This is a genomic window from Nesterenkonia sp. (assembly GCF_029265375.1).
Lineage (GTDB): Bacteria > Actinomycetota > Actinomycetes > Actinomycetales > Micrococcaceae > Nesterenkonia.
In genome coordinates this window covers 17468-39096 of the sequence record NZ_JAJUJJ010000014.1, presented here as the reverse complement: position 1 = coordinate 39096, position 21629 = coordinate 17468, and the positions used below count along the sequence as shown (strand labels likewise).

At 66.6% G+C, this 21629-nt stretch carries 16 protein-coding genes; 8 read left to right on the top strand and 8 right to left on the bottom strand.

The features are described 5' to 3' along the window. Positions 1-17: 17 nt before the first annotated feature. Together Q1K09_RS07380 and Q1K09_RS07375 are read right to left on the bottom strand one after the other, a co-directional pair. Entirely contained in the window at positions 18-1040 is a 1023-nt protein-coding gene (locus Q1K09_RS07380) for a LacI family DNA-binding transcriptional regulator (protein ID WP_300344317.1), read from the bottom strand. Positions 1041-1053: 13 nt separating this feature from the next. Next, on the bottom strand, positions 1054-2730 hold the full coding sequence (locus Q1K09_RS07375) for a glycoside hydrolase family 13 protein (protein ID WP_300344316.1): 1677 nt from the start codon (positions 2728-2730) through the stop codon (positions 1054-1056). Positions 2731-3053: 323 nt separating this feature from the next. Here Q1K09_RS07375 and Q1K09_RS07370 point away from each other — a divergent pair, with 323 nt between their 5' ends. The 4 genes from Q1K09_RS07370 (at position 3054) to Q1K09_RS07355 (ending at position 8872) form a co-directional block, all read left to right on the top strand. Next, positions 3054-4319 carry a maltose ABC transporter substrate-binding protein gene (locus Q1K09_RS07370; protein WP_300344310.1) on the top strand — a complete coding sequence of 422 codons (1266 nt, stop codon included), beginning with the start codon at positions 3054-3056 and terminating at the stop codon, positions 4317-4319. Positions 4320-4432: 113 nt separating this feature from the next. Then, positions 4433-5962: an ABC transporter permease subunit gene (locus tag Q1K09_RS07365; protein WP_300344308.1), complete on the top strand. Its 1530-nt coding sequence runs from the start codon at positions 4433-4435 to the stop codon at positions 5960-5962. A gap of 1 nt (position 5963) precedes the next feature. Beyond that, positions 5964-6926 (top strand): sugar ABC transporter permease, encoded by a 963-nt coding sequence (locus Q1K09_RS07360; protein ID WP_300344307.1) that lies wholly within the window; start codon positions 5964-5966, stop codon positions 6924-6926. After that, positions 6923-8872 (top strand): glycoside hydrolase family 13 protein, encoded by a 1950-nt coding sequence (locus Q1K09_RS07355; RefSeq protein ID WP_300344305.1) that lies wholly within the window; start codon positions 6923-6925, stop codon positions 8870-8872. Before Q1K09_RS07360 ends, Q1K09_RS07355 begins: the two co-directional genes overlap by 4 nt. On the opposite strand, the gene Q1K09_RS07350 is transcribed toward Q1K09_RS07355, so the two are convergent. Genes Q1K09_RS07350 through Q1K09_RS07340 form a run of 3 tightly spaced genes read right to left on the bottom strand, consistent with a single transcriptional unit; the run spans position 8862 to position 11940 of the window. Further along, complete coding sequence (locus tag Q1K09_RS07350) at positions 8862-9251, bottom strand: DUF779 domain-containing protein (protein ID WP_300344304.1); 390 nt, start codon at positions 9249-9251, stop codon at positions 8862-8864. The genes Q1K09_RS07355 and Q1K09_RS07350 overlap by 11 nt on opposite strands. Positions 9252-9266: 15 nt before the next feature. Continuing rightward, positions 9267-10790, bottom strand: a complete 1524-nt coding sequence (adh, locus tag Q1K09_RS07345; protein WP_300344303.1) for an aldehyde dehydrogenase — start codon at positions 10788-10790, stop codon at positions 9267-9269. A gap of 40 nt (positions 10791-10830) precedes the next feature. Further along, positions 10831-11940, bottom strand: coding sequence for a helix-turn-helix domain-containing protein (locus tag Q1K09_RS07340; protein ID WP_300344301.1), 1110 nt, complete (start codon positions 11938-11940; stop codon positions 10831-10833). A 118-nt stretch (positions 11941-12058) separates the two neighbouring features. On the opposite strand from Q1K09_RS07340, the gene Q1K09_RS07335 reads away from it, so the two are divergent. The 3 genes from Q1K09_RS07335 to adhP all read left to right on the top strand — a co-directional run bounded on the left by Q1K09_RS07335 (position 12059) and on the right by adhP (position 16215). Next, complete coding sequence (locus Q1K09_RS07335) at positions 12059-13849, top strand: NAD(P)/FAD-dependent oxidoreductase (RefSeq protein WP_300344300.1); 1791 nt, start codon at positions 12059-12061, stop codon at positions 13847-13849. Between the two features lie 60 nt (positions 13850-13909). Next, complete coding sequence (locus tag Q1K09_RS07330) at positions 13910-15100, top strand: GAF domain-containing protein (protein WP_300344299.1); 1191 nt, start codon at positions 13910-13912, stop codon at positions 15098-15100. A gap of 89 nt (positions 15101-15189) precedes the next feature. Next, positions 15190-16215, top strand: a complete 1026-nt coding sequence (gene adhP, locus Q1K09_RS07325) for an alcohol dehydrogenase AdhP (RefSeq protein WP_300344297.1) — start codon at positions 15190-15192, stop codon at positions 16213-16215. A 57-nt stretch (positions 16216-16272) separates the two neighbouring features. Here the strand turns inward: adhP and gdhA are convergent, their stop codons facing one another. Next, positions 16273-17631 carry an NADP-specific glutamate dehydrogenase gene (gene gdhA, locus Q1K09_RS07320; protein ID WP_300344296.1) on the bottom strand — a complete coding sequence of 453 codons (1359 nt, stop codon included), beginning with the start codon at positions 17629-17631 and terminating at the stop codon, positions 16273-16275. Between the two features lie 61 nt (positions 17632-17692). Here gdhA and Q1K09_RS07315 point away from each other — a divergent pair, with 61 nt between their 5' ends. Next, complete coding sequence (locus Q1K09_RS07315) at positions 17693-18388, top strand: YigZ family protein (protein WP_300344295.1); 696 nt, start codon at positions 17693-17695, stop codon at positions 18386-18388. A 1-nt stretch (position 18389) separates the two neighbouring features. On the opposite strand, the gene Q1K09_RS07310 is transcribed toward Q1K09_RS07315, so the two are convergent. Then, entirely contained in the window at positions 18390-19340 is a 951-nt protein-coding gene (locus tag Q1K09_RS07310; RefSeq protein ID WP_300344363.1) for a heme o synthase, read from the bottom strand. Positions 19341-19404: 64 nt separating this feature from the next. Then, positions 19405-21510, bottom strand: coding sequence for a DNA topoisomerase IV subunit B (locus tag Q1K09_RS07305; protein WP_300344294.1), 2106 nt, complete (start codon positions 21508-21510; stop codon positions 19405-19407). Positions 21511-21629: the final 119 nt, after the last annotated feature.

Sequence of the window (21629 nt, the reverse complement as noted above, 5' to 3'; positions counted from 1 at the left end):
GCGGAAGGCTGCCGGCCCTACTCGGCGGGACGGGTCTGCGGCAGTGCGGCGGTGCTTCGCCGGACCACCAGTTCAAAAGGCAGATCTGCGGGGCCGTCGTCGTGCCCGGACTCCAGCCGGTGCAGAACCCGCTCGGCGGCTCGGCGGCCCTGCCCCAGCGGATGCTGGTCCACTGTGGTCAGCCCCAGCAGCTCGCCGAGTTCGTGCCCATCGACCCCGACCACAGAGAGCTGCTCGGGGACGCGCACTCCGAGGTCACCGGCTGCCAGCAGTGCGCCGAGGGCCATCTCATCGGAGGCCGCCACAAGCCCGGTCAGACCGCTCCCCGGGGTTCCCAGCAGCTGCTTGGCGGCGGCGTATCCCCCCTCAATGGTGAAGTCGGCGTGCCGCACCAGATCCTCACACGGTTCGGCTCCCCACGCCCGCAGAGCGGCGTCGAAGCCTTCGCGACGGCGGGTGGGGACGTGGTAGTCGCGGTCGAAGATCTCATCGCCGCCGATATAGCCGATCCGCCGGTGGCCCAGCTGCAGCAGATGCTCAGCGGCCAGTTGGGTGACTGCACGGTCATCAATGGCCATTCCGTCCACGCCCCGCTGCTCCCCGCCGAGCAGGATCACCGGAAGCCCCAGCGTGAGCAGCTGCTGAATCTCCCACTCATCGAGCTCCAGGGCGACGGCAATGACCGCATCCACCCGGCGGCGGTGCAGAAATGATCCGAAGATCTCCCGCCGTACCGCCGCGTCGTCGGCGACGTTGTACAGGGTGAGGTCATATCCGGCGCGGCTGAGCGTCTCGGAGATCCCGGTGAGCACTGTGTTGAAGAACCAGCGGTGCAGGTCCGGCATCATTACACCCACACTGCGGCTGCGGCCCGAGGCCAGTGAGGAAGCCGCCGCCGGCACGACATACCCGAGCTCGGCGGCGGCCTGGATCACCTTTTGCCGGGTTCCTTCAGAGACGTGGCCCCGTCCGCTGAGGGCTCGCGAGGCCGTGGCCGAAGAGACCCCGGCTAAGCGAGCTACCTGAAGAAGACTGGCCACCCCAAAACTCCCCTCAGTCCCGGTCCATGCGGAACCAGGCGGTGGTGTCGGCCGGAACCTGTCCCTGGCTGAGATCGGAGGAGCAGACCAGCAGCTGAGCACCCTCCGGTGGTGCAACGGGGGTGCCGGAGACATTGGTCAGCACCAGCACGCTGCCGCTGCGGAAGCCCAGTACGCCCTCAGGCAACCCCGACTCCCACTGCAGTTCGCCGGCGCCCAGATCGAACTCGCGGCGCAGCTTCAGAAGCCGGCGGTAGAGGCTCAGGGTCGAGTCTGGATCCTCTCGCTGCGCACTGCGGGCCAGCTGCTGCCAGCGGTCGGGCTGCGGCAGCCAGGACTTGCCGTTGGGGCTGAATCCGAACGCCGGAGCGTCGGCCTCCCAAGGCAGCGGCACCCGGCAGCCGTCGCGGCCGTAGCGCTCGCCATTGGTGCGGAACCAGGTGGGATCCTGGCGGGCCTCATCGGGAAGGTCGTGCACCTCGTCCAGGCCCAGCTCCTCCCCCTGATAGAGATAGGCCGAACCGGGCAGAGCGAGCATCAGCGCGGTGGCCGCCCGTGCCCGGCGCAGGCCGTGGGAGTACTCCGGCAGCCCCGGGAAGTCAGGGCCGATGCCGGCCCCCTGCGGGTTGTCCCCGGTCAGCGCCAGGCGCGTGGCGTGGCGGACCACATCGTGATTGGACAGCACCCAGGTGCTGGGCGCGCCCACGCCGTGGAAGGCTGCCAGCGAGCGGTCGATGATCCCGCGCAGCTGCCCAGCGTCCCAGTCGGCCATGAGGTATTCGAAGTTGAAGGTCTGGTGCATCTCATCGCTGCGCACCCACTGGGCCATCTTCTCCACAGAGGAGACCCAGGCTTCGCCGCAGAGTGCCCGGTCGCCGTCGTACTCTTCGAGCACCTGCCGCCAGTCCCGGTAGATCTCATGGACCCCGGGCTGCTCGAAATAGGGTGCCGGAGCCTGGTCCCCGCCCATGGAGGCCGCTTCGGGATCAGGCGTGTAGTCGGGGAAGTTCTGATCCTTCACCAGCCCGTGGGCGACGTCGACCCGGAACCCGTCGACCCCACGGTCCAGCCAGAACCGCAGAATCCTGCGGAACTCAGCCTGGACCTCCGGATGGGACCAGTCGAAGTCCGGCTGGCTGGAGTCGAACAGGTGCAGATACCACTGGCCGGGGCGTCCGTCCGCCTCGGTGATCCGAGTCCAGGCGGGGCCTCCGAAGATGGACTGCCAGTTGTTCGGAGGCTCATCGCCGTCGGGACCAGAGCCGTCGCGGAAGATGTAGCGGGCCCGCTCGGGGCTGCCGGGCCCGGCCTGCAGAGCCTGCTGGAACCATTCATGCTGATCGGACGAGTGATTGGGCACCAGGTCCACAATCACCCGGATCCCCCGCTGGTGCGCGGCGGCCAGCATCTGGTCGAAGTCCTCCAGCGTGCCGAAGAGGGGGTCCACATCGCAGTAGTCGGCCACGTCATAGCCGGCGTCGCGCTGCGGAGACGTCATGAACGGGCTCAGCCACACCGCATCCACCCCGAGCTGCTGCAGCTCGTCCATCCGTGCGGTGACCCCGGGGAGGTCTCCGATGCCGTCGCCGCTGGAGTCCGCGAAGGAACGGGGGTAGATCTGGTAGATCACTGCGGTGCGCCACCACTCGTTGCCGGCGCTGCTGTGGTGCTGCTCATAGTCTGCGGTCATGCCACTCACTGTATCTGGAAGCGCTTCCATGCGGCAATGAGTCCGGGCGGCGGGATGGGCCGGCGGGAAAGGCCGGCGAGCCACCGGCGCGCAGCGCTCTCCGAGGTGGCGGCGCGACGGGTGGGTCAGCCCGGGCGCGTCGGAGTTGCATGCGTCACAGCGCCCGGCCATACTGTAAGCGCTTCCAGGTACGCTCCCCGCGTCGAAAGGCGGATTCACTACCGCAGAAGCGGCCGCGAGCCGCTGGAGCTGCAGCAGATCCGCCACTCGACGCGCGGTCGGAGCGGGAGCGCACCGCACAACTCGATGAGGAGAGGCACACCATGAAGACCACTCGCACCTTCGGCCGGTTCACGGCCGCCCTGGGCGTCTCGGTGCTGGCGCTGACTGCCTGCGGAGGCAGCGGCGACGACACCTCGGCAGACGCAGAGAATGACACGGAGCAGGACACCGCGGCGCCCGAGGCCTCCGGTGAGCTGACGGTTTGGGTCGACGCCGACCGTGCCGAAGTGCTCGCCGACGCCGCAGCAGACTTCGAGGCTGACACCGGCATCGCTGTGGACCTGGTGCAGCAGGACTTCGGAGAGATCCGGGACCAGTTCGTCTCCCAGGTGCCCACCGGTGAGGGACCCGACATTGCCGTCGGCGCCCACGACTGGCTGGGCGTGCTGGTCACCAACGGTGTGGTTGCCCCGGTTGAGCTCGGCGATGCCGCAGCGGACTTCGTGGAGGTGGCCACTGACGCCTTCACCTACGACGGCCAGATCTACGGGGTGCCGTACTCCATCGAGAACATCGCCCTGCTGCGCAACACGGAGTTGGTGGATGAGACGCCGGAGACCTTCCAGGAGATGGTCGAACTCGGCGAGGCCTCCGGCGCGGAGTACCCGTTCGTCGTCGGACTGGACCCGCAGGCCGCGGATCCCTACCACCTGTATCCGTTCCAGATGTCCTTCGGGGCGCCGGTCTTCGGGCAGAACGACGACGGCTCCTACAACGCGGAGGAGCTGCTGATCGGCAACGAGGGCGGCCTCGAGTTCGCCGACTGGCTTGCTGAGCAGGGCTCTGCGGGCGTGCTGAACACCAACATCGACGGCGACCTGGCCGCCGAGACCTTCAACGACGGCGACGCCGCTTTCCTGCTCACCGGGCCGTGGAATGTGCCCGCGGCAGAAGAGGCCGGCATCTCCGTGGCCGTGGACCCGATTCCGGCCGCAGGAGACGAGGACGCTCAGCCCTTCGCCGGCGTGCAGGGCTTCTTCCTGTCCTCGCAGAGTGAGAACGTGGTGGCGGCCACGACCTTTATGACCGACTACATCGGCTCCCCCGAGGTGCAGACAGCCCTCTACGAGGCCGGCGGCCGCGCTCCGGCCCTGACCGAGTCCTTTGAGGCTGCGCTGGCCGAGGACGAGATCGTCGCAGGATTCGGCGAGGTCGGCGCCGAGGCCGTGCCGATGCCCTCCATCCCGGAGATGGGTGCAGTCTGGGACTACTGGGGCGCCACGGAGGCGGCCATCATCAACGGCGAGGGCGACCCCGCCGAGCTGTGGAACCAGATGGCCGAAGACATCGCCGGAGCCATCGAGTAACCATGGCCCAGCGGATCACCAGGGAGTCGGCACGCTCCGCCTCCGATGACCTGAGGCGGCGAAGGCGCCGGGCGGCCACGTTTGTCGCGGCCACCGCTCCGGGCTGGAAGCTGATGCTGTTCAAGATCGTGGTGCTCGGGCTGCTGTGCGCCACTGCGCTCTACGCAGCACTGGTGCTGTTCTTCAGCGACAGATGGCTCGTTGGCTCCCTGGTGATCCTCGGTGCAGTCGCACTGACCTGGATCTACCTGCAGCGAGGGGCGCTGCCTGCCAAATATCTGGCACCTGGACTGGTCTTTCTCCTGATATTCCAGATCTTCGTGGTGCTCTACTCGGGCTATGTGGCGTTCACCAACTACGGCACCGGCCACAACTCCACCAAGGAGCATGCGGTCTCAGCCATCATGCTGCAGAACCAGCACCGGGTGCCCGACTCCCCCGCCTATCCGGTCTCCGTACTGGAGTCCAGCGGAGACCTGATCGGCGGCGATGAGCTGCACTTCGCAGTGGTCGACTCCGAGGGCGAAGTGCTCATCGGAGCCGACGAGGAGCCGCTCGAGCCCGCTGAGTCAGCCGAAGTCACCGACGGTCGGGTCACCGCCGCAGAAGGCTACGAAGTCCTGGAGTTCGCGGACCTGCTGAACCGCCAGCAGGAGATCACCAGCCTGGTGGTCCCGCTCAGCGAGGACCCCAATGACGGGTATCTGCGCACCCAGGATGGTCAGCGGGCCTACGTCTACACCTCCGGCTACGTCTATGACGAAGACGCCGACACCATGACCCATGCTGAGAGCGGAACGGTCTACCGGGACACCGGCGAAGGCGCCTTCGTCAGCGAGAACGGTGAACAGCTGATGCCCGGCTGGCGGGTGCACGTGGGGATGGACAACTTCGTCCGCGCCGTCACAGAGGACTCCATCCGCTCGCCGCTGATCTACGTGACGTTGTGGACCTTCGCCTTCGCCTTCCTCTCAGTGGCCACCACATTCATCCTGGGGCTGTTCCTGGCGATGGTCTTCAACGACTCCCGCATGAAGTCGCGGAAGTACTACCGCCTGGTGATGATCCTCCCCTACGCGTTCCCCGGGTTCCTCTCCGCACTGGTCTGGGCCGGCATGATGAACCAGGAGTTCGGGTTCATCAACAATGTGCTCTTCGGGGGCGCTGCTATCCCATGGCTCACCGACCCGTGGCTGGCCAAGGTGAGCATCCTCATCGTCAACCTCTGGCTGGGCTTCCCGTATATGTTCCTGGTGTGCACCGGTGCGCTGCAGGCCATCCCGGATGAGCTGACCGAGGCCGCCCAGATGGACGGGGCCACACCCTTCCAAGCCTTCCGCGCCATCAAGCTGCCGCTGCTGCTGACATCTTTGGCGCCGCTGCTGATCAGCTCCTTCGCCTTCAACTTCAACAACTTCAACCTGGTGTACATGCTCACCGGAGGCGGTCCGCGCGATGTCAGCGCAGGAGTCAATGTGGGCTCCACCGACATCCTGATCTCCATGGTCTACAAAGTCGCCTTCGTGGGCGCCAGGGCAGACTACGGCCTCGCCAGCGCCTTCTCCATCCTGATCTTCCTGATCGTCGGGACGATCTCCGTCATCGCCTTCCGCCGCACCAAAGCACTGGAGGAGCTGAACTGATATGGCACTGTCCGTCCCTGAAGGATCCGCTCCCTCCGAGCCCGGCACCGAGTCCGCAGGCCCCCGCCGTCGATTCCGCCGCGGTGCGGTCGAGGGCGGGCTGGCCCGCCGGCCGTTCCGCGTCTGGTGGCGCCAAACCGGCTGGCGGCATCTGGTCGGAGCCGCCGTCGTGGTCTTCTCCGTATTCCCGCTGGTCTATGTGCTGTCCGCCTCGCTGAATCCCGCAGGCACCCTGATCACCGCGAACAATCTGTTCAGCCGGGTCAGCCTGAGCGGATACATCGACCTGTTCAACCGGCCGCAGCAGCCTTACGCAGCCTGGTTCCTCAATACTCTGTTCATCGGACTCACCGCAGCCGCCGGCTCCGTGCTGCTGGGCGCGCTGGCGGCCTACGCCTTCTCCCGCATGCGGTTCACCGGCCGCCGCTTCGGACTGATCACCCTGGTGCTGGTGCAGATGTTCCCGCAGCTTCTGGCCATGGTGGCGATCTTCCTGCTCATGCTCGGCATCGGTGAGATCTTCCCCGGCATCGGTCTGAACAGCCAGATCGGACTGATCATGGTCTACCTTGGCGGGGCCTTGGGGGTGAACACGTACCTGATGTACGGGTTCTTCAACACCGTCCCCACCTCCATCGACGAGGCCGCACGCATCGACGGAGCCGGACACGCCCGGATCTTCTTCACCATTGTGCTGCCGCTGGTCTCCCCCATCCTGGCCGTGGTGGCGCTGCTTTCACTGGTGGGCACTCTCAGTGAGTTCGTCATCGCATCGGTGCTGCTGCGCGATCCGGAGCGGCAGACCCTGGCCGTGGGGCTCTACCAGTTCATCTCGCAGGAGACCTCCCAGAACTGGTCGGTCTTCGCCGCGGGCGCTGTACTGGCCGCCATCATTCCGGTGGCCCTGTTCCTGCTGCTGCAGCGCTATATCGTCTCCGGTCTTGTCGCAGGGAGCGTGAAATGACCACCCGAACCAGCCCCGACGCCGGCGCGCAGACACCGTGCGCAGCACCGCTGCAGCCGCACCATGACGGGTCCGAGCTCTACGTCTCCACCCAGACCCCGCAATTGGGTGAGACGGTGCAGCTGCGGCTGCGTGTGCCGCAGAGCTACCCCAACCTGGACTCGGTGTGGGTGCGCTCCAACCCGGATCATGAGCCTGCCTGGGACCGGGCTCAGCCGGCAGGCACCGCCGACGGCTGGAGATGGTGGGAAGCCGAGATCACTGTCCACAATCTGCGGCACGGTTACCGGTGGCTGCTGGTTCACGACGACGCCGCTTCCCCTGGTCAGGCCGGCACCGTGCGCTGGCTGAACCAGGCTGGTCTGCAGACCGGTGAGGTGCGCGACGCTCACGACTTCGCCCTGCTGGCCCACCCTGCACCCCCGGAGTGGCTCTGTGATGCCGTGATGTACCAGATCTTCCCCGACCGCTTCGCCCCATCCGAGCAGGCTGCTCAGCGTGAGGCACCGAAGTGGGCCCAGCCGGCCGAGTGGACGGACCCGGTGAACCCGGTGATGCCCGCCCGCGTGCAGCAGTTCTACGGCGGAGATCTGGACGGCATTCGCCAGCGGCTGGACCACCTGGAGAGCCTCGGAGTCAGCCTGGTCTACCTGACGCCGTTCTTCCCGGCGGCCTCCAACCACCGCTATGACGCCTCCAGCTTCCGCAGTGTGGACCCGCTGCTCGGCGGCGACGAGGCGCTGATCCGGCTGGTCCAGGCCGCTCATGAGCGCGGCATGAAGGTCATCGGGGATCTGACCACCAACCACTCCGGGGACCAGCACGAGTGGTTCCAGCGGGCGCTGGCCGAGCCGGACTCTCCGGAGCGGAGCTTCTACTACTTCACCGACGACGGCGACTATGAGTCCTGGCTGGGCACCTCGACTCTGCCGAAGTTCGACTGGTCCTCCCCCGCCCTGCGCCGCGAATTCATCGACGGCCCGGACAGCGTGGTGGCCCACTGGCTGAAGCCGCCCTTCAACCTGGACGGCTGGCGGATTGATGTAGCCAATATGACCGGCCGCTATGGCGAAGTGGACCTCAACGAAGAGGTGCGGCGCACCCTGCGGCGCACTATGGAGCAGGTGAAGCCCGACTCGATCCTGCTGGCCGAGATCACCAACGACGCCACCGGTGACCTCACTGGCGATGCCTGGCACGGCGCGATGACCTACCCGGCATTCACCCGGCCGCTGTGGAGCTGGCTCTCGGCGCCGCACGGGAGGCCCTACACCACCGCTGAGGGAACCCAGGAGGTGACACCCTGGTTCTTCGGCCAGCCGCTGGGAGGCATCCCTTCCGGAAGTGCGGAGCAGTTCCAGGCGGCAGTGGAGCGCTTCAATGCGGCCGTGCCGTGGCGCATCCGTCAGGGCAATATGCAGCCGCTGGACACCCACGACACCGCCCGCTTCGCGCACAATGCGGCCGAGGGCAGCGTCCCCGTGGCGGTGGGACTGCAGATGACTCTGCCCGGAGTGCCCACACTCTTCGCAGGGGACGAGTTCGGACTCACAGGGGCCGACGGCGAACTCAGCCGCACGCCGATCCCCTGGCACAGTGCTGACGACACCCATGTGCGCGAGCGGATGGGCCTCTACCGCGAGCTGATCGCGCTGCGCGCAGAGCACCCGGCGCTGCGCCGCGGCGGTATGCGCTGGCTCGGCGCTGACGAGCAGAGCCTGGCCTTCCTCCGCGAGACTGTGCAGCAGAGCCTGCTGGTCTTCGCCTCCGGACCCGCCCACGGCGACAGGCGCAGCATCACCGTGCCGCGGGCAGCTGCCGCCGGGTGGGAGCAGGCCCGGCCGCTGTGGGGTCAAGCCGACATGGACCTGGGCGAGACAGCAGTGAGGCTGAGCGCTTCCGCGCCCAGCCTCACTGTCTGGCAGCTGCCGGGGGTCAGCCGGTAGTCACCGGTTCCAGGTCGGCCATCTCCTCCTCAGTGAACAGGCGAGACCGCACGATGAACCGGTTGCCGGTGGGACCCTCAATGCTGAAGCCCGATCCCCGGCCGCGGGTCACATCAATCGTGATGTGGGTGTGCGACCAGTACTCGAACTGCGCCTGAGAGATCCACACCGGAACCGGCTCCGGCGTGCCCGGCTCCAACTCACCCAGCAGCACATCCGACGGGCCGGTCATAAACGTGCCCTGGGTGTAGCACATGGGCGCCGAGCCGTCGCAGCATCCACCGGACTGGTGGAACATCAGCGGCTGGCCGTGCTCCTCCCTGAGCCTGCGCAGCAGCGCTGCGGCTTCCTCGGTGACGTCGATTCGCTTGGCGCCCATGGCTGACCTCCTTGTTTAGAAGAATCCGAGCTTGTCCTCGCTGTAGCTGACCAGCAGGTTCTTCGTCTGCTGGTAGTGGTCCAGCATCATCTTGTGGTTCTCCCGGCCGATGCCCGACTGCTTGTAGCCGCCGAAGGCAGCATGGGCAGGATACTGGTGGTAGCAGTTGGTCCACACGCGGCCGGCCTGGATATCTCGTCCAGCCCGGTAGGCGGTGTTCTGCTCCCGGGACCAGACGCCGGCTCCCAGCCCGTAGAGCGTGTCGTTGGCGATGGAGATGGCGTCGTCGTAGTCGGAGAAGTCGGTGACCGAGACCACCGGGCCGAAGATCTCCTCCTGGAAGATGCGCATCGAGTTGTTGCCCTTGAAGATGGTCGGCTCCACGTAGTAGCCCTCGGAAAGGTCTCCTCCCAGGTCCACGCGCTGGCCGCCGGTGAGCACCTCGGCGCCCTCCTTCTGGCCGATGTCCAGGTAGCTGAGGATCTTCTCCAGCTGGTCGTTGCTGGCCTGAGCTCCCACCTGAGTCTCGGTGTCCAGCGGGTTGCCCTGCTTCACCGCCTTGGTGCGCTCCACCGCGGCTCCGAGGAAGTCGTCGATGATGCTGGACTGAATCAGCGCGCGGGAGGGGCAGGTGCAGACCTCGCCCTGGTTGAGAGCGAACATGGTGAAGCCTTCCAGCGCCTTGTCATAGAAGGCGTCGTCGCGAGCGGCGACATCGGCAAAGAAGATGTTCGGGCTCTTGCCGCCCAGCTCCAGCGTCACTGGGATCAGGTTCTGCGAGGCGTACTGCATGATCAGCCGGCCGGTGGTGGTCTCACCGGTGAAAGCCACCTTGCGGATGCGGGGGTTGGAAGCCAGCGGGGCTCCAGCCTCAGCGCCGAAGCCGTTGACCACATTCACCACGCCCTCAGGGATCAGATCGCTGATCAGCTCAATGAGCACCAGGATCGACGACGGCGTCTGCTCAGCTGGCTTGAGCACCACTGCGTTGCCTGCGGCCAGGGCGGGGGCGAGCTTCCACACCGCCATCAGCAGCGGGAAGTTCCACGGGATGATCTGGCCCACTACGCCCAGCGGCTCGTGGAAGTGGTACGCCACCGTCGTGGAGTCGATCTCACTGATACCGCCTTCCTGGGCGCGGATGGCCCCGGCGAAGTACCGGAAGTGATCCACGGCCAGGGGAAGGTCCGCCGCCAGCGCCTCCCGCACCGGCTTTCCGTTCTCCCAGGTCTCGGCCACCGCCAGCATCTCGAGGTTCTCCTCGATGCGGTCGGCAATCTTGTTCAGCAGCACCGCCCGCTCCGTCACTGAGGTCTTGCCCCAGGCTGGTGCAGCCTTATGCGCAGCGTCGAGGGCCAGCTCAATGTCTTCGGCTGTGGAGCGGGCCACCTCTGTAAAGGTCTTGCCGTTCACCGGCGAGGGGTTCTCAAAGTACTGTCCCTTCACCGGGGCGACCCACTGCCCTCCGATGAAATTGTCATAGCGGGACTTGTAGCTCACCACACTGCCTTCAGTGCCAGGCTGTGCATAGACGGTCATCGTGCCTCCTTCTTCGGATTCTTGCACTCAGTGATCTGCATCACGTTCTCTCAGAGTAAGTTGCTGAGGGTTGCATCATGGTTGCAACCGGGCTCCACGCCATCTCGGTGCGCGACCAGCGGGCCCGCTGGTCAGTGCTGCCGTAATCCGCGACCAACCTGTTGGCCTCATCGTTCAGGCCTGCTCTCCATGCGGTGATGCTTTCGGCGGTGGAGGCCGGCAGCAGCGGCTGGGTGTAGTGCTGCAGGAGCTCCTCCACATCGGAGCGCGCCAAGGCGTCCTGAACAGACCCCACATCAGTGATCACATTCATCTCCTCGGCAAATCGGTAGGGCTCGGAGCTGACAACAGGTCCCAGGCGTTTGCGCAGCCGATGCATCTCCGCGCGCACAGTTGCCGGGCGGCCGGCCTCCCCGTAGAGCTCCAGCGCCAGCTCGGCTGCGGTGAAACCGCGGGTGCGAACGCTGAGCAGCGCCAGGATCTCTGCGGTGCGTGTGGACAGCTTCCTCCACTGGCCTGCAGCTGCGCTGATCGCCGGCCGGGGACCCAATAGGCGCAGCCTCAGGCTCGGTGTGCTCAGCGGCTCCGGCTCAGTGAGGCGCAGCATCTCCTGGGCCAGCAGCGCTGTCATGCGCACCATCCCGATCACGTCGCGGCCGAGTTGGCTCCTCGGGCCGGAGACGTCGAGGACCCCCAGCAGTGCGCCTGTCGTGGGACAGTGAATGGGGGCGGCCATGCAGGTCCAGTAGGCGTGGGAGTAGGCGAAGTGCCCCTCACCGGTGACATAGGCGGGTCTGGAGAGCCGCAGCGCCTCAGAGATGGCGTTGGTCCCCACGCTGGCTTCTGACCAGTCCGCACCCTCCTCAAAGCCGATGCCAGCAGCTGCGGTGATCGCTGAGCGGGTGCCGAACCGGCTCAGCACACTGCCCTGGGGATCGGTGAGGATCAGCACGTGGTCGTGGCTGGTCGCACGAGCCAACGCCTGCTTCACCGGCGACGCAATGCGGCTGAGCGGACTGCGCCGCCGCAGCAGCTCGATCTCCTGGCTGGGTTGGAAGCGCCGCGGCTCGGTCAGCTCCCGACTCAGCCCTGCCCTGCGGCACCGGTCCCAGGCGGAGCTGTTCTCTGCGACCTGCGCTGCAACGCCCATGCGACCCTCCCGTCAGTAGCGTCAGCATCTGTGGTGACCTGCATCACACTGTAATAGCTGCCGGCGGGGCTGAACAGTTCCGTGCGGCAGCTTCCCCAGCAGCGAAGGAGCATTCCATATGAGCACCGCAGACAGCGCAGCCCGGACCTGGCTGGCCGACTTCAGCGCGGCCCTGGACAGCGGGGACCCCCAAGCCGTTGCCGCATGCTTCGAGACCGATGGGTTCTGGCGCGACTTCGTGGCGTTTACCTGGAACCTGTACACCGCCGAGGGCAGAGAAGCTATAGCGGAGATGGCCGCCCATACTGCAGCGCAGGCTTCGGCCCACAACTGGGAGGTGACAGAGCCGGCGGAGCAGGACGACGACGGCGTGGTCACCGCGTGGCTGGGATTCGAGACCTCCGCAGCCCGAGGGGTGGGAATAGTGCGGATCCGCCAGGGCCGGGCGTGGACGCTGCTGACGACCGCCGAGGAGCTGATCGGCTATGAGGAGGCCGCCGGCCCCAGGCGCCCCCAAGGGGTGGAGCACCGCATCTACCGGGGCCGGCGAACCTGGCTCGAGACCCGCCGGCAGCAGCATGAAGCCATGGGTGTCACGGAGCAGCCCTATGCGCTGATCGTCGGAGGCGGCCAGGGCGGGATCGGACTGGCCGCACGGCTGCACACCATCGGGGTGCCGAGCTTAGTGGTGGACCGCTACGACGGGCCGGGGGATGCCTGGCGCAACCGCTACAAGTCCCTGCACCTGCACGATCCCGTGTGGTACGACCACATGCCGTACCTGAACTTCCCGGACACCTGGCCGGTGTTCCCCGCCAAGGACAAAATCGCCGACTGGCTGAAGCACTACGTCGACGTCATGGAGCTCAACTACTGGTCCCGCACCACCTGCACCAGCGCCCAATGGGACGAGCAGGCGGGAGTGTGGCGCGTGGAGGTCGAGCGCGAAGGCGAACGAATCACCCTGACCCCTACCCAATTGGTGTTCGCCCTGGGCGTCTCCGGGTACCCGCGTATCCCCGAGTTCGAAGGACAGGAGGAGTTCGCAGGAATTCAGCACCACTCGTCAGCTCACGAAGGCGGCGAGCAGTATGCAGGACAGCGAGCGGTGGTGATCGGGTCGAACAATTCGGCTCATGACATCTGCGCCTCGCTGTGGGAGCACGGCGCGGATGTGACCATGGTCCAGCGGTCCTCGACCCATATTGTGCGCAGTGACTCGCTGATGGAGGTAGTCCTGGGACCGCTGTACTCTGAAGAGGCGGTCGCTCAGGGAATCGATGCTTTCCGGGCCGACCGGCTCTTCGCCTCCTGGCCCTACCGGCTCCTGCCGCAGGTGCAGCGGCTGGCGTTCGACGAGATTCGCCGACGCGATGCGGACTTCTACCAGGCCCTGGAAGACGCAGGATTCGAGCTGGACTTCGGCGAGGACGGCTCGGGACTGTTCGTCAAGTACCTGCGGCGCGGCTCGGGCTACTACATCGACGTCGGCGCGTCTCAGCTGCTCATCGACGGGCAGATCAAGCTGGCCAAGGGCCAGGTGCAGCGGCTGACCAAGGACTCCGTGGTGCTGGTCGACGGAACCGAACTGCCTGCTGACGTGGTGGTCTATGCCACCGGATTCGGCTCGATGAACCAATGGCTGCGCGACATCATCTCCCCCGAGGTCGCCGAGCAGGTGGGCAAATGCTGGGGCTACGGCTCAGACACCACGCGCGATCCCGGTCCCTGGGAGGGCGAGCTGCGCAATATGTGGAAGCCCACCAATGTGCAGAACCTGTGGTTCCACGGAGGCAATCTTCACCAGTCCCGCCACTACTCCCGATACCTGGCACTGCAGCTGAAGGCGCGATACGAAGGGCTGAAGACGCCCGTGTACGGACTGCAGCCAGCGCACCATCCATACTGAGCCAGACGGTGGCCTACACTGTGAACAGAACCACACTCTTCGACGCCCGAAGGAGTGGATATGAGGGCCGTGCCGGACCAGCCGGACACCTGGGAGTCTCTGAAGCCAGAACTGCGCGCCTCATGGCAGCGTTCGGCACAGTTCCTCCCTGACCCCGCCGCCGCCCTGGCGCCGGTGGAGATGAGCGAGGATGAGCTGCGCGCCTACCGCCAGGACCACCCGCTGGGGCTGGTGCTGCCGATCTTTCAGCGCCTGCTCATCCAGCCGGCTGCCGAAGCGGGTCTCATCGTGGCCATCGGGGATGCCTCCGGCCGGCTGCTGTGGGTCGACGGCGACCGGCACGCACTGCGCAGCGCCGAGTCATCGGCTTTTCAGCCCGGAGCCACCTGGTCCGAACAGGCGATCGGCACCTCCGCCCCCGGTGTCGCCCTGGCCACCGGCAGCGGTGTGCAGGTCCACCAGGAGGAGCACTTCGCCTACTCGGCCCACCAGTTCTCCTGCTCGGCAGCTCCGGTGCACAACCCGCACACCGGTGCGCTGCTGGGCGTGGTGGACCTCACCGGCGACGAGAAGGCCGTAGCCACTCATGCGCTGCCGCTGATCTACGCGGCGGTCTCCGCCGCCGAAGCCGAGCTGAGGGTCCTGCCGGCCGACACCGGGCAGACCCAGCTGACAACCCTGGGCACCCTGCGCCCCCAGCTGGCCTGCGGGGCGGCCAGAGAATCGCTGAGCCTGCGTCATGCGGAGATCCTGACGCTGCTGGCCTGGCATGCCGCCACTCGACGGACCGGGCTCAGTGCCGGGGAGCTCGCCGAGCTGCTCTTCGGAGAGCCCGGACACGAAGTGGCGCTGCGGGCCGAGATCGTCCGGCTGCGCCGGGCGCTGAAGGCCACACCCGCGGCCGGCGGGCTGGATCTTGCATCGAAGCCCTATCGGCTCTCTGCAGCAGTCGAGCTTGATGCGCTGACGGTGCTGACCGCGCTGACCGCTGGGGACAAGGCCGCCGCCCTGGACGTCTACGGCGGGCCGCTGCTGCCGGCCTCAGAGGCCCCGGGGATCCTGGAGATCAGGCGGCACCTGGCCGCCGCCCTGCGCGAATCCGTCCTCTCTGATGGGACGGCCGAGCAGATGTGGAGATATCTGCAGCTGCCTGAGGCCGCCGGGGACGAGCAGGCCGTGCGCACAGCCCTGGGTATTCTCCCGCCGGACTCTCCCCAGCGGGCCGCCCTGGTTGCGCGCATGCAACAGTGATGCAACCTGGACGTGACTAGCGTCACAGACGCACCCTGTAATCGAGTGCGTCTGCCCTGGCGCACAGGATGTGACGAAGGAGTCATCACATGTCCACTATGACTGCCGCTGTTGTCGAAGAGTTCGGCAAAGAGCTCAATGTCACCGACTACCCGCTCCCCGAGCCGGGCCCCGGCCAGGTGCGGGTGAAGCTTATCGCCTCCGGTGTCTGCCACACCGATCTGCACGCAGCTGAGGGCGACTGGCCGGTCAAGCCGAAGCCGCCGTTCGTGCCCGGACACGAAGGAGTCGGTGTAGTGGAGAAGCTCGGAGAAGGCGTCACTGAGCTGCGCGAGGGCCAGATGGTCGGCAATGCGTGGCTGTGGAGCGCCTGCGGCTCCTGCGAGTACTGCCGCACCGGATGGGAGACGCTGTGCGAGTCCCAGCTCAACGGCGGCTACTCCACTGACGGGTCCTTCGGGCAGTACATGCTGGTCGACGCCCGCTTCGCCGCTGTGATCCCAGAGGGCTCCGATCCGCACGAGATCGCGCCGGTGCTGTGCGCCGGGGTGACCGTGTACAAGGGCCTGAAGATGACCGGTGTCCGGCCCGGCCAGTGGGTGGTCATCTCCGGCATCGGCGGCCTTGGTCATATCGCCGTGCAGTATGCGGTGGCCATGGGAATGCGCGTGGTCGCCGTCGACATCGCCGATGACAAACTGGCCCTGGCGAAGAAGCACGGGGCAGAGATCACCCTCAACGCCAAGGGAGCCGACCCCGCCCAGGCGATCCAGGATCAGACCGGCGGCGCCCACGGAGTGCTGGTGACTGCCGTGCACCCCAGCGCTTTCGGCCAGGCGATCAGCATGACCCGCCGCGGCGGAACGATCGTGTTCAACGGCCTGCCCCCAGGGGACTTCCCGGCCCCGATCTTCGACATCGTCCTGAAGGGCCTGACCATCCGCGGATCCATCGTCGGGACCCGGCAGGACATGGTGGAGGCGCTGGACTTCTACGCCCGGGGGCTGATCCACCCGACCTACTCGACGCGACCGCTCGAGGACGTCAACGCCATCTTTGACGAGATGCATCACGGCAAGATCGACGGCCGCGTAGTCATCGACTACGACTCGTGACCGGCAGCCGGTGCGGCACCGCCGGGAGCTGCGCGGATTGTCAGCCGGGGCGCGGCCTCAGATCACCCCTTGGGCGATCATCGCGTCGGCCACCTGAATGAAGCCTGCAATATTGGCCCCGGAGACGTAGTCCCCGGCGGTGCCGTACTCCTCCGCAGTGGCTGCGCAGCGGGCGTGGATGCTCTCCATAATCTCCTCCAGCCGCTGCTCGGTGTGATCGAAGGTCCAGGAGTCGCGGGTGGCATTCTGCTGCATCTCCAGAGCGGATGTCGCCACTCCCCCAGCGTTGGCTGCCTTGCCGGGTCCGAACAGCACGTCGGCCTCACGCAGCAGTCGGATCGCCTCAGGGGTGGTCGGCATATTCGCGCCCTCGGCCACTGCCGCCACGCCGGCCTTTGTCAGCAGCTTGGCCCCATCCTCATCCAGCTCGTTCTGGGTGGCACAGGGCAGCGCCACGTCCACCGAGGTCTTCTCCGCCACTGCCCAGACCTGGCGGTTTGGGATGTACTCGGCGCTGCCGCGCTGCTCCGCGTAGGAGCTGATCCGTTCGCGCTGGACCTCCTTGATCTCACGCAGCAGGTCGACGTCGATGCCGTCCGGGTCATACACAGACCCGCCGGAGTCTGAGGCGCCGACCACCGTGCCGCCGAGCTGGTGGACCTTCTCGATGGCGTACAGAGCCACATTGCCGGATCCGGAGACCAGCACCGTGGCCCCGTCCAGGGAGCGCCCGCGGGTGTGCAGCATATGTTCGGTGAAGTAGACGGTCCCGTAGCCGGTGGCTTCGGTGCGCACCAGCGAGCCGCCCCAGGTGATGCCCTTGCCGGTCAGCGCCCCGGATTCGTAGCGGTTGGTGATCCGCTTGTACTGGCCGAACAGGAAGCCGATCTCCCGCCGGCCCACGCCGATGTCTCCGGCCGGAACATCCACCCGGTCGCCGATGTGGCGGTACGCCTCGGTCATAAACGACTGGCAGAAGCGCATGATCTCGCCCTCGCTGCGGCCCTTCGGGTCGAAGTCGCTGCCGCCCTTTCCGCCTCCGATGGGCAGTCCGGTCAGCGCATTCTTGAAGACCTGCTCGAAGCCAAGGAACTTCACGGTGCCCAGCAGCACGGTCGGGTGGAAACGCAGCCCCCCTTTGTACGGCCCCAGAGCAGAGTTGTACTGGACCCGGAACCCGCGATTGATGTGGACGGTGCCGGTGTCGTCGGTCCACGGGACGCGGAAGATGATCTGCCGCTCCGGTTCGCAGATGCGCTCCAGAATGGAGGCGTCGACGTATTCGGGATGCTTGGCCAGCACCCGATGCAGCGAATCGAATACCTCGCTGACCGCCTGGTGGAACTCCGTCTCACCCGGATTCCGGCCAATCACCTGATCGTAGACCTCTGCAATGCGCCTGCTGCCAGGGGTCACAACACTCCCTCCCAATAGCCTCCGTAGTTCGGGACGCGGCTGCATCACATAGACTTGCCGCATGCTTCACGCCGATCCACGCTACACCGTGCTCGCGGCCGGGGCGGAGATCGTCTCAGAACTTGAACGCAGAAGATCGCGCTTCATCACCGTGATGCGCCGGGTCGACTCCGGTGAGCAGGCCCAGCAGCTGGTGGACAGGCTGCGGGGCGAGCACCGCAGCGCCAGGCACCACTGCAGTGCGTGGATCATCGGCCCCGACCGTCGGGTGCAGCGCGCCAATGACGACGGCGAGCCCTCAGGCACTGCCGGGGAACCCATGCTTCAGGCGCTGTCCCGGACCCGGATGCCCAGCGGGGCTGAGGATCTCAGCGATGTGGCCGCGGTGGTGGTGCGCTACTTCGGGGGGACCCTGCTGGGAGCCGGCGGGCTGATCAGTGCCTACTCCGACTCCGTCACCGCAGCCCTGGAAGCTGCCCGGGCCCAGGGGCTGCTGCGAGTCCGACGCCGTATGGTCCACTACCGGCTGCCCGCCCCCATTGCTCAGGTCGGCCGCTGGGAGAACGAGCTGCGGCACAGCGGATTCGCCGTGATCTCTGCCGACTACACCAGCCGCCCAGGCTCGGCGCTGCTGCAGGTGGCCGCTGCGGACGAGGCCTCCCGCGCTGAGCAGCTGCACACTCTGGTGCTTCAGCTCAGCGGCGGATCGGTCCAGCCCCGCCCGGGGCCAGTGGACTACGTGGATGACCCGGTATGAGTCACATCAGCGGGCTGCCGACGAACGGGTCGATCCACAGTCCGATGAACAGCAGCGTGAGGTAGAGAATCGAGAGGTGGAAGACCTTCATGGCCCGCTTATCGGTCAGCGATTCGTTCTGCGCCCGCCGGTAGAGCACATGCGACTCATAGATGAACCAGGCCCCGGACACCAGGGCGAAGGCGGTGTAGGTGATTCCGGCCCATCCCAGCGGGACCAGCAGCAGCGAGCACGCCACTGTGGCCCATGCATAGAGCACCACCTGCACGGAGACGGTCTTGGCCGTAGCCACGGCGCCGAGCATGGGAACATCGGCATTCTGGTAGTCCGTGCGGTACTTCATGGACAGCGGCCAGTAGTGCGGCGGGGTCCACAGGAAGATGATGAAGAACAGCACCAGGGCCGGCCACTCGATGGTTTCGCGCACCGCCGCCCAGGCGATCAGCACCGGGAAGCAGCCGGCCAGACCTCCCCAGATGATGTTCTGCTCAGTGCGGCGCTTGAGCACCATGGTGTAGATGACCACGTAGAAGAACATGGCCGCTGCGCCCAGTCCCGCGGCCAGCGGGTTCGCCCCCACCCACAGGATCGCAATGGCAGCGATGCCCAGAACGGTGGCGAAGACGAAAGCCTCCCGCGCGGTGACCTCACCGGTGACCAGGGGCCGCTTCTTGGTCCGGTTCATCAGCCGGTCCATGTCACGGTCCAGATAGCAGTTGAAGGCTCCGGCCGAGCCGGCGGCGAATGCGCCTCCGACCATCGTGGCCAGGGCGGTCCACAGATCCGGCAGTCCGCGCTGCGCGAAGAACATGGTGGGAAGCGTGGTGACCAGCAGCAGCTCAATGACCCGCGGCTTGGTCAGCGCGATGAAGGCTCCGATCCTCCGCCGCAGCCCGATGCGCTGGGCGGCGCCAGGCGCGGCAGTGTCCCCGGCAGAGATGCGAGTGGTCAGATCGGTCACCACACCAGTGTACCCCTCAGCAGACGACTTCTACAGGAGGTAGAAGTTGTGTGACTCAGGCGTCGATCTTCTCCCGGTCCAGTGCTCGGGCGCCCTCAATGATGAAGTCCTTACGGGGGGCGACCACCGAGCCCATCAGCAAGTCGAAGACCCGCTCTGCGGCCTCGGCGTCCTCCACGCGAATGCGCCGCAGCGACCTGTGGGCGGGGTCCATGGTGGTCTCCGAGAGCTGGTCGGCGTCCATCTCCCCCAGGCCCTTATAGCGCTGGATGGGCTCCTTGTAGCGCAGGCCCTGCTTCTCCAGCTCGGCCAGCAGCTCCACCAGCTCTGCCTCCGAATAGGTGTAGCGCACATCATTGGGCTTCGAGCCGGAGCGAATGATCTCCACCCGGTGCAGCGGCGGCACCGCGGCGAAGACTCGTCCGGCCTCAATCATCGGGCGCATATAGCGGAAGAACAGCGTCAGCAGCAGCGTGCGGATATGGGCGCCGTCGACGTCGGCATCGGTCATCAGCACCACCTTGCCGTAGCGCGCGGCCTCGAGGTCGAAGCTGCGGCCGGACCCTGCCCCTATGACCTGCAGCAGTGCGGCGCACTCCGCATTGGAGAGCATGTCGGCCACTGAGGCCTTCTGGACATTGAGGATCTTTCCGCGGATGGGCAGCAGCGCCTGGAAGTCGGAGGAGCGGGCCAGCTTGGCCGTGCCCAGTGCGGAGTCCCCCTCCACAATGAACAGTTCTGAGGATTCCACGTCCTTGGCCCGGCACTCCACCAGCTTGGCCGGCATCGTGGAGTTCTCCAGGGCGTTCTTCCGCCGCTGGGTCTCCTTGTGCTGGCGCGCGGCGATGCGGGCCTTCATCTCCGAGACCACCTTCTCCAGCACCGCGGTGGCTTCGGCCTTCTCGGCCCGTTTGGTGGAGGTCAGCCGGGCGTGAAGCTGATCGGTGACCACCTTGTTGACGATCTGCCGGGCTGCGGGGGTGCCCAGCACCTCTTTGGTCTGGCCTTCGAACTGAGGTTCGGCGATGCGCACGGTGACCACTGCGGTCAGTCCGGCCAGCACGTCATCCTTCTCCAATTTGTCATTGCCGGCCTTCAGCCGCCGCGCGTTGGCGTCGACGACTTTGCGGAAGACCTTGACCAGGGCCTGCTCAAAGCCGGTGAGGTGGGTGCCGCCCTTCGGCGTGGCGATGATATTGACGAAGGAGCGCACGGTGGTCTCGTAGCCGACCCCCCACCGCAGGGCGATGTCGACCTCGCAGTCGCGCTCCACATCGGTCATCCGGCCTTCCACAGGCACCCGCTCGGTGAATCGGCCGTGGCCCTGGATCCTCCAGATATCGGTCACCGGTGAGTCGGGCCCCAGGTGCTCGACGAACTCGCTGATTCCGCCGTCGTACTGGAAGACCTCCTCGGTGGGCTCGGCGCCGCGCTCATCGCGGATCGTGATGCGCAGCCCCGGGACCAGGAAGGCGGTCTGCCGGGCGCGGTCGGCCAGCTCCTCCTCCAGGAACTGCGCGCCGGGGGTGAAGATCTCTCGATCGGCCCAGTAGCGCACTGTGGTGCCGGTGACCCCGCGTTTGGCCTTGCCCGTCACCTGCAGCGGGGACCCTGCTTCGGCGGGAGTGAACTCGTCCTCCGGCCGTGGCCCGGAGAAGGTGCCCGGTTCGCCGCGGCGGAAGGAGAGCTGGTGGACTTTCCCGCCGCGGGTGACTTTGGCGTCCAGCCGTGCGGAGAGCGCGTTGACCACGGAGGCGCCGACGCCGTGGAGTCCGCCGACCGCGTTGTAGGACCCGCCGCCGAACTTTCCGCCGGCGTGCAGCTTGGTGAACACCACCTCCAGGCCGGAGAGTCCGGTGCGGGGTTCGACGTCGACCGGGATGCCGCGTCCGTCGTCGGCGACCTCTACGGAGTCATCGGGGTGCAGGGTGATCGCAATGGAGGAGGCGTAGCCGGCCAGCGCCTCATCCACTGAGTTGTCGATGATCTCCCAGAGGCAGTGCATCAGGCCCCGGGAGTCGGTGGAGCCGATGTACATCCCCGGGCGTTTGCGCACGGCCTCCAGTCCTTCCAGGACGGAAAGATGCCGGGCGCTGTACTCATCGCGCTGAGCCACTGATGATGCCTCCGTAGGTGGGGTGGTGCGGACATGGTCCTTCATCAGCCTACGCCGGGACTGGGCGCCGTCCCGGCAGAAGCGCCGGGACGGGACAGTGCGATTCGCCGGTGGCGAAAGGGGCGCCGCTGGGGCGATTTTCGCGAATTCTCCCAGGCTCGGCG

Excerpts from the sequence above, each read along its gene's own strand:
- adhP (WP_300344297.1), top strand. The coding sequence starts at position 15,190 with ATGTCCACTATGACTGCCGCTGTTGTCGAAGAGTTCGGCAAAGAGCTC.
- Q1K09_RS07375 (WP_300344316.1), bottom strand. The coding sequence starts at position 2,730 with ATGACCGCAGACTATGAGCAGCACCACAGCAGCGCCGGCAACGAGTGG.
- Q1K09_RS07315 (WP_300344295.1), top strand. The coding sequence starts at position 17,693 with ATGCTTCACGCCGATCCACGCTACACCGTGCTCGCGGCCGGGGCGGAG.
- Q1K09_RS07355 (WP_300344305.1), top strand. The coding sequence starts at position 6,923 with ATGACCACCCGAACCAGCCCCGACGCCGGCGCGCAGACACCGTGCGCA.
- Q1K09_RS07370 (WP_300344310.1), top strand. The coding sequence starts at position 3,054 with ATGAAGACCACTCGCACCTTCGGCCGGTTCACGGCCGCCCTGGGCGTC.
- Q1K09_RS07330 (WP_300344299.1), top strand. The coding sequence starts at position 13,910 with ATGAGGGCCGTGCCGGACCAGCCGGACACCTGGGAGTCTCTGAAGCCA.
- Q1K09_RS07360 (WP_300344307.1), top strand. The coding sequence starts at position 5,964 with ATGGCACTGTCCGTCCCTGAAGGATCCGCTCCCTCCGAGCCCGGCACC.
- Q1K09_RS07350 (WP_300344304.1), bottom strand. The coding sequence starts at position 9,251 with ATGGGCGCCAAGCGAATCGACGTCACCGAGGAAGCCGCAGCGCTGCTG.
- Q1K09_RS07335 (WP_300344300.1), top strand. The coding sequence starts at position 12,059 with ATGAGCACCGCAGACAGCGCAGCCCGGACCTGGCTGGCCGACTTCAGC.
- Q1K09_RS07340 (WP_300344301.1), bottom strand. The coding sequence starts at position 11,940 with ATGGGCGTTGCAGCGCAGGTCGCAGAGAACAGCTCCGCCTGGGACCGG.
- Q1K09_RS07305 (WP_300344294.1), bottom strand. The coding sequence starts at position 21,510 with ATGAAGGACCATGTCCGCACCACCCCACCTACGGAGGCATCATCAGTG.
- adh (WP_300344303.1), bottom strand. The coding sequence starts at position 10,790 with ATGACCGTCTATGCACAGCCTGGCACTGAAGGCAGTGTGGTGAGCTAC.
- Q1K09_RS07365 (WP_300344308.1), top strand. The coding sequence starts at position 4,433 with ATGCTGTTCAAGATCGTGGTGCTCGGGCTGCTGTGCGCCACTGCGCTC.